The 13,379-nt window shown below is 72.5% G+C and carries 9 protein-coding genes; 4 read left to right on the forward strand and 5 right to left on the reverse strand.

Annotation, left to right across the window (positions count from 1 at the left end):
• Window positions 1-90 precede the first annotated feature (90 nt).
• Window positions 91-1,020, forward strand: a complete 930-nt coding sequence (locus AB0G14_RS07545) for an NAD(+)/NADH kinase (protein ID WP_357694752.1) — start codon at window positions 91-93, stop codon at window positions 1,018-1,020.
• Between the two features lie 17 nt (window positions 1,021-1,037).
• On the opposite strand, the gene AB0G14_RS07550 is transcribed toward AB0G14_RS07545, so the two are convergent.
• The 3 genes from AB0G14_RS07550 to glgC form a co-directional block, all read right to left on the reverse strand.
• Entirely contained in the window at window positions 1,038-1,577 is a 540-nt protein-coding gene (locus AB0G14_RS07550) for a DapH/DapD/GlmU-related protein (RefSeq protein ID WP_357694754.1), read from the reverse strand.
• Window positions 1,578-1,656: 79 nt separating this feature from the next.
• Entirely contained in the window at window positions 1,657-3,303 is a 1,647-nt protein-coding gene (gene pgm / locus AB0G14_RS07555) for a phosphoglucomutase (alpha-D-glucose-1,6-bisphosphate-dependent) (RefSeq protein ID WP_357694756.1), read from the reverse strand.
• Window positions 3,300-4,532 carry a glucose-1-phosphate adenylyltransferase gene (gene glgC / locus AB0G14_RS07560; protein ID WP_350706479.1) on the reverse strand — a complete coding sequence of 411 codons (1,233 nt, stop codon included), beginning with the start codon at window positions 4,530-4,532 and terminating at the stop codon, window positions 3,300-3,302. The genes pgm and glgC overlap by 4 nt, the downstream gene beginning before the upstream one ends.
• Before the next feature lie 71 nt (window positions 4,533-4,603).
• Here glgC and glgA point away from each other — a divergent pair, with 71 nt between their 5' ends.
• Genes glgA through glgB form a run of 3 tightly spaced genes read left to right on the forward strand, consistent with a single transcriptional unit; the run spans window position 4,604 to window position 10,037 of the window.
• Window positions 4,604-5,812, forward strand: a complete 1,209-nt coding sequence (gene glgA, locus AB0G14_RS07565) for a glycogen synthase (RefSeq protein ID WP_357694759.1) — start codon at window positions 4,604-4,606, stop codon at window positions 5,810-5,812.
• Between the two features lie 38 nt (window positions 5,813-5,850).
• Window positions 5,851-7,947: a maltotransferase domain-containing protein gene (locus tag AB0G14_RS07570; RefSeq protein WP_357694761.1), complete on the forward strand. Its 2,097-nt coding sequence runs from the start codon at window positions 5,851-5,853 to the stop codon at window positions 7,945-7,947.
• The gene (gene glgB, locus AB0G14_RS07575; protein ID WP_357694763.1) at window positions 7,935-10,037 is read left to right on the forward strand and encodes a 1,4-alpha-glucan branching protein GlgB; all 2,103 of its coding nucleotides are present in this window, start codon (window positions 7,935-7,937) and stop codon (window positions 10,035-10,037) included. The genes AB0G14_RS07570 and glgB overlap by 13 nt, the downstream gene beginning before the upstream one ends.
• 52 nt (window positions 10,038-10,089) lie before the next feature.
• Here the strand turns inward: glgB and AB0G14_RS07580 are convergent, their stop codons facing one another.
• Window positions 10,090-11,940, reverse strand: a complete 1,851-nt coding sequence (locus AB0G14_RS07580) for a family 10 glycosylhydrolase (protein WP_357694932.1) — start codon at window positions 11,938-11,940, stop codon at window positions 10,090-10,092.
• 279 nt (window positions 11,941-12,219) lie between these two features.
• Window positions 12,220-13,260, reverse strand: a complete 1,041-nt coding sequence (locus AB0G14_RS07585) for a phosphatase domain-containing protein (RefSeq protein WP_357694765.1) — start codon at window positions 13,258-13,260, stop codon at window positions 12,220-12,222.
• Between the last annotated feature and the right edge of the window lie 119 nt (window positions 13,261-13,379).

Consider the following 13,379-nt stretch of genomic DNA (forward strand, 5'->3'; position numbering starts at 1 on the left):
GGGACGCTGGGCAACCGGGCAGCTCCTGAAAGGCGCGGTCACCTCCCGGTACACCCACCGACCGGCACACCGGTGTGATGAGCTGTACGCATGGACCGCACCCTGCTCGGGCTGGTGCTCCACCCCACGCGGGACGCCTCCGAGATCGTCGAGATCATCGCCGACTGGGCGGCTCGGCACCGCACCGACGTCGCCGTGCGTCTCGAGGACCAGCACCGGGTGCCGCCGACGGTGCAGGCGGTTCCCGCCGCCGAACTGGCTGCGCGCGTGAGCGCGCTGATCAGCGTCGGCGGGGACGGCACCATGCTCGGCGCGCTCCGGTCGCTGGTTCGCGATCCGAAACCGGTGCTCGGGGTGCACCTGGGCCGGCTCGGGTTCTTGGTCGAGGTCGAGCCGCACGAGCTGCCGGAGGCGCTCGACCGGCTGGCCAACCGCGACTTCACGGTGGAGGCACACAGCTGCCTGGTCTGCGATGTCTGCGGGGACGACGTCGTGGCGTTCAACGACGTCGCGCTCGTCCGCCAACCCGGCTCCGGCTTCGTCACGGCCTCCCTCGCCGTGGACGGCCAGCAGTACGGCTACTACCGCTGCGACGCGCTCGTGGTCAGCACTCCGACCGGATCGACCGCATACAGCTACGCCGCTGGCGGCCCGCTGGTGTCCCCGGCCACCCAGGCCGTGGTGGTCACCCCGTCGGCGCCGATGGCCGGCATCTCCCGTTCGCTGGTGCTGTCCCCGGAGGAACGGATCCGGCTGGAGCTGACGCCCGACTCCGCTCCCGTGGCGGTGGAGATGGACGGCCTGGTGATCCGGGAGGCGGCCACTGAGGGCACGATCGACGTCAGCTACCGCCGGGAGGCGGGGCTGGTGGTCCGCCTGGATCCGCGCCGGTACCAGGAGCGCAATCAGCTCAAGCTCAGTCTGCTGGACCTGCCGCTGCTGCCCGACCAGCTGCGCGAGCTGCTCCCCGAAGGGATGCGCGAGCAGCTCAACCGCCGGGAGCTTCCCCCGCCTCGCTGACCGCGCCGTCAGACCCGTCAGCCGGTCACGATGCCGTAGATCTTCTTGATCGCCTCGGCCTTCGCCTGCGCCGGCAGATGACCGACCCGCAGGGACTTCGCCTTGAGCCGATCGAGGTACTCGTCGGTGGTACGGATCGGCCGGGCTGGGACGCCCACCGCCACGGTGTTGTCGGGTATGTCGGTGGTGACGACGGAGCCCGCGCCAATCACACACCGGTCGCCGATACCGACCCCCGGGAGGATGAGCGACCGCATCCCGATGTAGACGTCGTCGCCGACGGTGATCGGGGCGGTCCACTCCAGGTCGGGATGTTCCTTACGAAGGATGAGCGTCCCGCCGTCATGGGTGACGAACTGCACGCCGGCCGTGATGTGGACGTTGTCGCCGAGCGTTATCAGCCAGGGTTCGGAGCCGAACATGCCCAGGCTCATGCCGTAGAACGTCACCCGGCCCTTGAGGTTGACGCCGATCATCCGGGCATAGGCCTGCGGATCTCGGGCGGCGACCCACCGGCGCCGGATCATCCGGGCAGCGGTGCGAAGAGGTATGGACACTGCTCTCCCTCGGCTCGGAGCCCGGTGTGAACACCAGAGCTAACGACCCGCGCGGAGTTGGGTGATGTGAGTCGCCCGGTCAGGCCTTCGCGAGGACCTCGGTCACCAGGTCCTTCGCCTCCTGCTGGATGCGTTCCAGGTGCTTCGGCCCCTGAAACGACTCGGCGTAGATCTTGTAGACGTCCTCGGTGCCCGACGGCCGGGCGGCGAACCAGCCGGACTCCGTGGTGACCTTGAGCCCGCCGATCGGCGCGCCGTTGCCCGGCGCGGCGGTGAGGGTCGCGGTGATCGGCTCGCCGGCCAGCTCGGTGGCGGTCACCTGCTCCGGCGAGAGCTTGCCGAGCACCGCCTTCTGCTCCCGGGTCGCCGGCGCGTCGATCCGGGCGTACGCGGGCGCGCCGAAGCGCTCGGCCAGCTCCGCCCAGTGCTGGCTCGGCGTGCGGCCGGTGGTGGCGATGATCTCGGCGGCGAGGAGGCAGAGCAGGATGCCGTCCTTGTCGGTGGTCCAGGTGCCCCCGTCGCGGCGCAGGAACGACGCGCCTGCGCTCTCCTCGCCGCCGAAGCCGACCGCGCCGTCGAGCAGCCCTGGGACGAACCACTTGAAGCCGACCGGCACCTCCAGCAGCGGGCGGCCCAGGTCGGCCGCGACCCGGTCGATCATCGAGGAGGAGACCAGGGTCTTGCCGACCGCGGCGGCCGGGCCCCAGTTCGTCCGGGTGCGGAACAGGTGGGCGATCGCCACCGTGAGGTAGTGGTTGGGGTTCATCAGGCCGCCGTCGGGGGTGACGATGCCGTGCCGGTCGGCGTCGGCGTCGTTGCCGGTGGAGACGTGGTAGTCGGCGCGGGCCGCGATCAGCGAGGCCATCGCGTTCGGCGACGAGCAGTCCATCCGGATCTTGCCGTCGCCGTCGAGGGTCATGAACCGCCAGGTGGGGTCGACGGTCGGGTTGACCACGGTCAGGTCCAGCCGGTGCCGCTCGGCGATCTCGCCCCAGTAGGCGACACTCGCCCCGCCGAGCGGGTCCGCGCCGATGCGCACCCCGGCGTCGCGGATCGCGTCGACGTCGATCGCCGCCGGCAGGTCGTCGACGTAGCCGGCGAGGAAGTCGTACGACCCGGTGGTGTCGGCGGTCCGGGCCCGCGCGTACGGGATCCGGCGGACCTCCTTCAGTCCGTCGGCCAGGATGGCGTTGGCCCGGTCCTGGATCCACTTCGTGACGTCGCTGTCCGCCGGCCCGCCGTGGGTGGGGTTGTACTTGAAGCCGCCGTCGTCGGGCGGGTTGTGCGACGGGGTGATCACGATGCCGTCGGCCAGCCCGCTGGTGCGCCCCCGGTTGTGGGTGAGGATGGCGTGCGACACCGCCGGGGTGGGCGTGTAGCCGTCCCGGCTGTCCAGCAGCACGGTGACCTCGTTGGCGGCGAGCACCTCCAGCGCGTCCACCGCGGCGGGGGCGGAGAGGGCGTGGGTGTCGCGGCCGACGAACAGCGGGCCGTCCAGGCCCCGCTCGCGGCGGTAGTCGCAGAGCGCCTGGGTGACGGCGAGGATGTGGTCGGAGTTGAACGCGTTGCGCAGGCTCGACCCGCGGTGGCCGGACGTGCCGAAGGAGACCTGCTGCGCCGGGTCCTGCGGGTCGGGGTGCTCGGCGTAGTAGGCGGTGACCAGCCGCGGCACGTCGACGAGGTCGGCGGGCTGGGCGGGCTTGCCGGCCCGGGGATGACTGCTCACGGTTCCACCTTCTGTCCCTTGCCGATCACCACGATGCCGTTGTCCGAGACGGTGTAGCGCTGCCGGTCCTTCTCCAGGTCGACGCCGATCTCGGCTCCCTCGGGCACGACCACGTTCTTGTCGAGGATGGCCCGGCGGACCACCGCGTGCCGCCCGATGTCCACCCCCTCCATCAGCACCGCGCCGTCCACGTGCGCCCAGGAGTGCACCTTCACCTTCGGCGACACGACCGAGTTCTCCACGAGCGAGCCGGAGATCACCGCGCCGGGCGAGACCATCGAGCCCACCGCCCGGCCGACCCGCTCGCCCCACTGGTGCACGAACTTCGCCGGCGGGTACGGCGGCTGCTCGGTGTAGATCGGCCACTCGAAGTTGTAGAGGTTGAACACCGGGTGCACGTTGATCAGATCCATGTGGGCGTCGTAGAAGGAGTCGAGCGTCCCCACGTCGCGCCAGTAGCCGCGGTCCCGGTCGGTGCTGCCCGGCACCTCGTTGTCGCGGAAGTCGTAGACGTTGGCCTCGCCCCGCTCGACCAGCATCGGGATGATGCTGCCGCCCATGTCGTGCTTGCTGGTCTTGTCCTCCGCGTCGCGCTCGACCGCCTCGCACAGCGCCTTCGTGCTGAACACGTAGTTGCCCATCGAGGCGTAGATCTGGTCGGGGGCGTCGGGCAGGCCGACCGCGTCGGTGGGCTTTTCGCGGAACGCCCGGATCCGCCGGCCGTCCTCGCCGACCTCGATCACGCCGAACTGGTCGGCCGTCGACAGCGGCTGCCGGATGCCGGCCACGGTGACCCCGGCGCCGGAGGCGATGTGGTCCTCCACCATCTGCCGCGGGTCCATCCGGTAGATGTGGTCGGCGCCGAAGACGATCACGTGGTCCGGCTGCTCGTCGTTGATCAGGTTGAAGCTCTGGTAGATCGCGTCGGCGGAGCCGGCGAACCACCACGGGCCGCGCCGCTGCTGCGCCGGCACGGGGGTGACGTAGTTGCCGAGCAGCGTCGACATCCGCCACGTCTTGGTGATGTGCCGGTCCAGCGAGTGCGACTTGTACTGGGTCAGCACGACGATCTTCAGATAGCCGGCGTTCGCCAGGTTGGAGAGGACGAAGTCGACCATGCGGTACATCCCGCCGAACGGGACGGCCGGCTTGGCCCGGTCCGTGGTGAGCGGCATCAGGCGCTTGCCCTCTCCGCCGGCCAGGACGATCGCGAGCACCTTGGCAGCCATGTTCCGACGCTAACCATCCGCCGGGGACTTCACCACTCGTACGGGCACACTTCTGCACTAGGGTGCGGGGGATGACGGACTCCGCGCACCTTCGCGTCGACCTGCTGACCCGGGAGTACCCGCCCGAGGTGTACGGCGGCGCCGGGGTGCACGTGGAGTACCTGGCCCGTGAGCTGCGCCGGCTCGCCGACGTGCGGGTGCACTGCTTCGGCGCGCCGCGCACCGAGCCGGGCGTCACCGCGTACGCCGAACCGGCGGGCCTGGGCGGCGCGAACGCCGCGCTGCGGACGATGGGCGTGGATCTGGAGATGGCGGCGGCGTGCGCCGGCACCGACGTGGTGCACAGCCACACCTGGTACGCCAACCTGGCCGGGCACACCGCGAAGCTGCTGCACGGCGTGCCGCACGTGGTGACCGCGCACAGCCTGGAGCCGCTGCGGCCGTGGAAGGCCGAGCAGCTCGGCGGCGGCTACGCGCTCTCGTCCTGGTGCGAGCGCACGGCCTTCGAGGCCGCCGACGCGGTCATCGCGGTCAGCGAGGGGATGCGGCGCGACGTGCTGACCGCCTACCCGGCGGTGGACCCGGACCGGGTCCGGGTGGTCTACAACGGCATCGACACCGACGAGTACTCCCCGGACCACGGCACCGACGTGGTGGACCGGCTCGGCATCGACCCGGCCCGCCCGAGCGTGGTGTACGTCGGACGGATCACCCGGCAGAAGGGGCTGCCCTACCTGCTGCGCGCGGCGCGCGACCTGCCCGCCGAGGCCCAGCTGGTGCTGCTCGCCGGCGCGCCGGACACCCCGGAGATCGCCGCCGAGGTGGAGGCCCTGGTGGCCGAGCTGCGAGCGGGCCGCTCGGGCGTCGTCTGGGTGGCCGAGATGCTGCCCAAGCACGAGGTGATCCAGGTGCTCACGCACGCCACGGTCTTCGTCTGCCCGTCGGTCTACGAGCCGATGGGCATCGTGAACCTGGAGGCGATGGCCTGCGAGACGGCGGTGGTGGCCACCGCGACCGGCGGCATCCCGGAGGTGGTCGTCGACGGCGGGACCGGGCTGCTGGTGCCGATCGAGCAGGCCGCCGACGGCTCCGGCCGGCCGCTGGACCCGGGCCGGTTCGTCGCCGACCTCGCGGCCAGGGTCAACGAGGCGCTGGCCGACCCGGGGCGCGCCACGGAGTTCGGGCTCGCCGGCCGGCGCCGGGCCGTCGAGCAGTTCTCCTGGGACGCCGTGGCGCGGCGGACGCTGGAGGTGTACCGGTCGGTGGGCGCCGCCGGCTGAGCCGCGCGGGAACTGATCTCGCGCAGTAGGTTGGCGGGGTGACTGGACGGTTTCCGATCGAAGACGTCTCCCCCGTCGTCTCCTGCGGTCGCTACCCGGCCAAGGCGGTGGTGGGCGAGCCCGTACCGGTGTCGGCCCGCGCCTACCGCGAGGGGCACGACGCGCTCGGCTGCAACGTGGTGTGGCTGGGCCCCGACGGGCGGGGCCGGCCGTTCACCCGGATGCGCCCCGGCGAGCCCGGCCAGGACCGCTGGCACGCGGTCATCCGCCCGGACGCGGTCGGCGAGTGGGTGTTCACCGTCGAGGCGTTCCAGGATCCCTACCTGACCTGGCAGAACGCGGTCACCAAGAAGCTGGCCGCCGGCCAGGGGCCGGCGGAGCTGGCCAACGACCTCGCCGAGGGCGCCCGGGTGCTGACGGCCGCCGCCGCGCTGGTGCCGGCGGGCGACGTCGACCGGGTGTCGGCGGCGGTGGCGGCGCTGCGCGACGACCGGCTGCCGTTGCCCCGGCGGGTCGCTCCGGCGCTGGAGCTGGCCGGCCTGCTCTGGGAGCACCCGGTCCGGGAGCTGGTCACCACCGGCGCGGAGCACCGGCTCTGGGTGGACCGCCCCCGCGCGCTCTTCTCCGCCTGGTACGAGTTCTTCCCCCGCTCCGAGGGGGCCGTCCCGGCCACCGTCGACGCGCCGGCCCGCTCCGGCACGTTCGCCACCGCCACCGAGCGCCTGCCGGGCGTCGCCGCGATGGGCTTCGACGTGCTCTACCTGCCGCCGATCCACCCGATCGGCCGGGTCAACCGCAAGGGCCGCAACAACTCGCTCACCGCGGGGCCGGACGACGTCGGCTCGCCGTGGGCGATCGGCGCCGCCGAGGGCGGCCACGACGCCATCCACCCCGACCTGGGTACGCCGGAGGACTTCCGGGACTTCGTCGCCGCCGCCGCCGAGCAGGGCCTGGAGGTGGCGATGGACCTGGCGTTGCAGTGCGCGCCGGACCACCCGTGGGTGACGGAGCACCCGGAGTGGTTCACCACGCGGGCCGACGGCAGCATCGCGTACGCGGAGAACCCGCCGAAGAAGTACCAGGACATCTACCCGCTGAACTTCGACAACGACCCGGAGGGCATCCGGGCGGAGATCCTGCGGGTGGTGCTGCACTGGGTGGGCGAGGGCATCCGGATCTTCCGGGTGGACAACCCGCACACGAAGCCGTTCGACTTCTGGCACTGGCTGATCGCCGAGGTGAAGAAGGTCGAGCCGGACGTGCTCTTCCTCGCCGAGGCGTTCACCCGGCCGGCGATCATGCACGGCCTGGGCAAGATCGGCTTCACCCAGTCGTACACGTACTTCACGTGGCGCACCTCGGCGGCCGAGATGCGGGCGTACTGCGAGGAACTGGTCGCGGCGGCCGACCACATGCGACCCAACTTCTGGCCGAACACGCCGGACATCCTGCACTCCTCGTTGCAGCACGGCGGCCCGCCCATGTTCAAGATCCGGGCCGTGCTGGCCGCGCTGCTCTCCCCCTCCTGGGGCATGTACGCCGGCTACGAGCTGTTCGAGCACGTGGCCCGCCCCGGCGCCGAGGAGTACCTCGACAACGAGAAGTACGAGCTGCGCCCGAGGGACTGGGCGGGCGCGCAGGCGCAGGGCCGCTCCCTGGCGCCGTTCATCGCCACCCTCAACCGGGTACGCCGGGAGAACCCGGCCCTGCACCAGCTCCGCAACCTCGTCTTCCACGAGATCGACAACCCGGCGCTGCTCTGCTGGTCCAAACACGACCCGGACACCGGCAACACGGTCGTCGTGGTCTGCTCGTTCGACGCGCAGGGCGTGCAGTGGGGCAACACCACGCTGGACATGCCGGCGCTCGGCTTCGACTGGCACGACCGGTTCACGGTGCACGACGAGCTGACCGGCGCCAGCTACGACTGGGGGCAGCACAACGCGGTACGCCTCGACCCGTACCTGCAACCCGCGCACGTGCTGACCGTGCGGCGGCCCGCTCCCCCGGCCGGCCCGGCGGCACAGGCGCCGGCGGCGCAGGGCCTGACCGTCGAGAACGTTCCCGACGACCTCTCGGGCGGCACCGCCCCCACCGTTCCCGCGCAGGAGGACGACCCCCGATGGACGAGTTGATCGCCGGCGCGACGCACGACCCGCACGCCGTCCTCGGCGCGCACCCGGCCGACGGGCGGACGGTCGTCCGCACGCTGCGCCGCGGCGCCGCCGACGTCGCTGTCCTCGTCGACGGCCGGCGGCACCCGATGCGTCGGGTGCACGACGTCGGCGTGTTCGAGACCACGGTGCCGGGCGAGGTGCTCGACTACCGGATCGAGGTCGACGGCGGGGTGCACGACGACCCGTACCGCCATCCGCCCACGGTCGGCGAGCTGGACCTGCACCTGATCGCCGAGGGCCGGCACGAGCGACTCTGGGAGGCGCTCGGCGCCCGGGTCCTCGACGAGGGCGTCGCGTTCGCCGTCTGGGCGCCGAACGCGCGCGGCGTCCGGGTCGTCGGCGACTTCACCGGCTGGGCCCCGGACGACGGCTGGCCGATGCGCTCGCTCGGCGCCAGCGGGGTGTGGGAGGTCTTCGTCCCGGGCGCCTCGGCCGGGGCCCGCTACAAGTACCGGATCCTCGGCGCCGACGGGCACTGGCGCGACAAGGCCGACCCCCTGGCGGCGTACGCCGAGGTGCCGCCGGCCACCGCGTCGGTGGTGCACCGGTCCACGTACGAGTGGGGCGACGCCGCCTGGCTGGAGCGGCGGGCCCGGCGGCAGCCGCACCAGGAGCCGATGAGCGTCTACGAGGTGCACCTGGGCTCCTGGCGTCCCGGGCTGGGCTACCGGGAACTGGCCGAGGAGCTGACCGCGTACGTCACCGGGCTGGGCTTCACGCACGTGGAGTTCCTGCCCGTGATGGAGCACCCGTTCGGCGGCTCCTGGGGCTACCAGGTCACCGGTTACTTCGCGCCGACGTCCCGGTTCGGCGACCCGGACGACTTCCGTTACCTGGTGGACCGGCTGCACGCCGCCGGCGTCGGCGTGCTCCTGGACTGGGTGCCGGCGCACTTCCCCAAGGACGAGTGGGCCCTCGCCCGCTTCGACGGCACCCCCCTCTACGAGCACCCCGACCCGCGCCGGGGCGAGCACCCCGACTGGGGCACGTACGTCTTCGACTTCGGCCGCCGCGAGGTGCGCAACTTCCTGGTCGCCAACGCGCTCTACTGGTGCGAGCAGTTCCACGTCGACGGGCTGCGGGTGGACGCGGTGGCGTCGATGCTCTACCTGGACTACTCCCGCCCCGAGGGGCAGTGGGCGCCGAACGTGCACGGCGGGCGGGAGAACCTGGAGGCGATCGCGTTCATGCAGGAGGTGAACGCGACGGTCTACAAGCACCACGCCGGGGTGGTGATGATCGCCGAGGAGTCCACCGCCTGGCCGGGGGTCACCCGCTCCACCGACGACGGCGGGCTCGGCTTCGGTTTCAAGTGGAACATGGGCTGGATGCACGACACCCTGCTCTACACCTCGAAGGACCCGATCTACCGGCAGCATCACCACCACCAGCTCACGTTCTCCCTGGCGTACGCCTGGAGCGAGAACTACGTGCTGCCGATCAGCCACGACGAGGTGGTGCACGGCAAGGGTTCCCTCGCGGGCAAGATGCCCGGCGACACCTGGCAGCGGCTGGCCACCGTCCGCGCCCTGCTGGCGTACATGTGGGCGCACCCGGGCAAGCAACTGCTCTTCATGGGCTGCGAGCTGGCCGACGACCGGGAGTGGAGCGAGGAGCGGGGGCTCGACTGGCACCTGCTGCACGACCCGGCCCGGGCCGGCGTGCAGCGCCTCGTCGGCGACCTGAACACGGTCTACCGGGACACCCCCGCGCTGTGGGCGCAGGACACGGACCCGGCCGGGTTCCGGTGGATCGCCGCGGACGACGTCGCCAACAACACCGTCTCGTTCGTGCGGATCGCCCCCGGCGGCGCGACCCTGGTCTGCGTGGCGAACTTCTCCGCCCGTCCGCTGTCGGACTACCGCATCGGGCTGCCCGCCGGCGGCACCTGGGCGGAGGTGCTCAACACCGACTCCCACCACTACGGCGGGTCGGGGGTGGGCAACCTGGGCGAGGTGCACGCCGAGGACCTGCCGTGGCACGGCCTGCCGGCGTCCGCCGCGCTCCAGGTGCCGCCGCTCGGCGTGCTCTGGCTGCGTCGGGACTGAGCGCACGACGCTTCCCCCGGGACGCCGTGACGTCCCCGGGGAAACGGCGCGCTCAGAGCCGGGTGATCCGGACGGCGTCGGCGACGACGTAGCCCTGCGCGCTCGTCCACCGGCTCACCCCGACCACGGGGCGCTCCCCCGCGGCGAGCTGGTAGGTGCCCAGCACCCGCCACTGCCCGCCGCCGGACCGCTGGTCGACGGTGACCGTCACGGTCCCGTTCGCCGTCGCCACCAGGTAGGGCGTGGCGCTGTTGTAGCCGGGGTCGGCCGGGTACCAGACCTCGACCCGGTAGCTGCCGGTGGCGGGCAGCGCCGCGCTGAACCAGGCCGGGTCGCTGACCGCCTGCGGGTTGGCGTACCGGTAGTTCGCGCCGTACCGCGCCGAGGAGTACGACGAGGTGCCCCAGGTGGCGGCGGCGGTGAAGCCGCCGGCGGTGGCGTTGTCCACGACCACGCTGAACGTCCCGCCGGCCGCCGTCACCAGCCGCACGTTGCTGGCCGCGCTCTCGTGGTGCAGCCGGTCCAGCGCGGTCACCAGGTACCGGTACGTGCCGCCGGCAGCGGCGGTGGCGTCGGTGAACGTCCCGGTGCTGCCCGAGGCGCGGACGGTGCCGAGCAGGTGCCGGCCATCGGCGAGGTCGCAGGGGTCGACCGCGCCGTCGCCGGGCAGCCGGTACACGGCGTACGCGGTGGTGCCGCCCGTGGCGCCGCGCTGCCAGCTCAGGGCCACCCCGCCGGTGCCGCGCACCGCCGAGGTCAGGTTCGGCGCGGCGGGCGCGGCACCGCCCAGCCCGGCGGCGAGGGGCACCAGCGCCGGCCGGCGGTAGTGGTCGGCCACGAGCCGGCTGACCGCACCGATCCGGTCGGCGCGCACGTCCTTGGCGCTGAACTGGATGTCGCCGACGACGCGGGGGTACGCGCGGTTGACCGTCAGGTGGTCGGTCAGCTCGGCCGGATCCTGCCAGGCCGCGTCCTGCCCCGCCGCGCCCGCGCGGTAGGTGCCCTGCCCGACGAGCAGTTGGACGTCGGTGCCGCTCACCGTCTCGGACCACCAGCGCACCAGCTCCGCGTAGTCGGCCGCCGGGTGACCGATGTGCCAGTAGAGCTGCGGGGCGATGTAGTCGACCCAACCCTGGCGCACCCAGCGTCGGGTGTCGGCGTAGATCGCGTCGTACGACTGGAGGCCGGTGGTGCGCGAGCCGAGCGGGTCGGTGCCGGCGTTGCGCCAGATGCCGAACGGGCTGACCCCGAACTTCACCCACGGCTTCGCCGCGTGGATCTTCGCGTCCATCTCCTGCACCAGCAGGTTCACGTTGTTGCGCCGCCAGTCGGCGATGCTGCCGAAGCCCGCGCCGTACTGGGCGTAGGTGGCCTGGTCGGGGAAGGCGACCCCGCTGACCGGGTACGGGTAGAAGTAGTCGTCCCAGTGCACCGCGTCGATGTCGTAGCGGCGAACGGCGTCCATCATCGCGTCCTGCACGAAGGCGCGGACGGCGGGAATGCCCGGGTTGTAGTAGAGCTGGCCGCCGTAGGCGACCGCCCAGCCCGGGTTCTTGCGGGCCGGGTGGTTGGCCGCCAGCCTGGTGAGGTCGGTGTGGTTGGCCACCCGGTACGGGTTGAACCAGGCGTGGAACTCCAGGTTGCGGGCATGCGCCTCGGCCACCATGAAGGCCAGCGGGTCGTAGCCGGGGTGGGTGCCCTGGGTGCCGGTGAGCCACTGCGACCAGGGCTCGTACGGTGACGGCCAGAAGGCGTCGGCGGCGGGGCGGATCTGCACGACGACGGCGTTCATCCGCTGCTGGCGCGCCAGGTCGAGCCAGGACCGGTACTCCGCCTGCTGGGCGGCCGGGGTCAGCCCGGTGCGGCTGGGCCAGTCGATGTTCGCCACGCTGGCCATCCACATGGCCCGGGACTGCCGCTTCGGGGTGGCCGGATCGGTCACGCAGGCCGTCTGGGCGGCCACCGGCACGGCGGGCCGGGAGACGGGGGCGCCCGTGGGGACGGCCGCGCCGATCACCAGGGTCGCTACCAGCGCCAGCCCGGAAAGGAATCGACCATAGCCTCTGCGCACGAAAATATATTCAGCCCTGTCGAGCAACTACGCAAGTATCCTTCACGGCCTTCACCGTTCGGGGGTCGCCCCCGCAGCCCACGGCGAGGATCGCCCCGCACACCCGGTTCGTCAGACCAGGCCGGCGTCGCGCAGCAGCTTCCACAGGCCGGCGCCGTCGGGCGCGGAGAGCCACTTCTGCCCCACCGGCCCCGCCGAGGAACTGCCGGCCGGGGCGGGCATGCTACCGGCCAGCACCGCCTGGGTGGGCGAGAGCCGGCGGATCGCCACCCCCGCCACGTTCTGCGGGTGGGCGGCGGCGAACTCGCGGTAGATCTCCGGGTCGTGCTGCCCGTCGTCGCCGACCAGCAGCCACTTCACGTCGGGGAACTCCTTGGCCAGCCGGGCCAGGGTGACCCGCTTGTGCTCCCGGCCGCTGCGGAACCAGCGGTCCGCGGTCGGCCCCCAGTCGGTCAGCAGCAGCGGCCCGGCCGGGTAGAGGTGCCGGGACAGGAACCGGGTCAGCGTCGGCGCGACGTTCCAGGCGCCGGTCGACAGGTAGAAGACCGGCGCGCCGGGGTGCGCGGTGGCCAGCCGCTCGTAGAGCACCGCCATGCCGGGCACCGCCGCCCGGGCGTGCTCGTCGAGGACGAAGGTGTTCCAGGCCGCGAGCAGCGGGCGGGGCAGCGCGGTCACCATGACCGTGTCGTCGATGTCGGAGAGGATGCCGAAGCGCACCTCCGGGTCGAGGATGCGCACGGGCGCCTCGACCGGCTCGGCGTCCGGCAGGCTGATCCGCACCGCGCCCCACCCCGGCGACAGGTCCGCCTCGACCACGGTGTCGACGAAGCCGCTGCGGTCGGCCTGCGCCTCGTGGCGCACCCCGCCGGCCTCGACGCTCACCGTCACGTGCTTGGCCGGCAGCGTGGTGAAGCTGCGCCAGCCGCGGACCTTCTCCAGCCGGCCCCGCTGGCGGGTGTCCGGCCGTCCCAGCAGCACCCGGCACATCACCCGCACCCAACCGGGCGCGCCGTAACCGGCGTACGCGATGATGTTGGTCCGCCAGCCGGTGCGCCGCAGCCGACGCTCGACCAGCGCGTGCACGGCGTCCTCGATCCGCGCGGCCCGGTGCAGGTTCGGTACGGCCAACTGGCCAGCGGGAGTGGGTGGCACGTCAGCAACCCTGCCACAACCCGGCGACCTCGGCCACGCGAGGCGATCTTCACCGGCCGCCGGCTGCGCCGATCCGCCCCGCCCGGCCCTGGCGGCGTGTAACACTCCGGTCGGGACGA

The organism is Micromonospora sp. NPDC023814, assembly GCF_040639595.1.
GTDB lineage: Bacteria > Actinomycetota > Actinomycetes > Mycobacteriales > Micromonosporaceae > Micromonospora.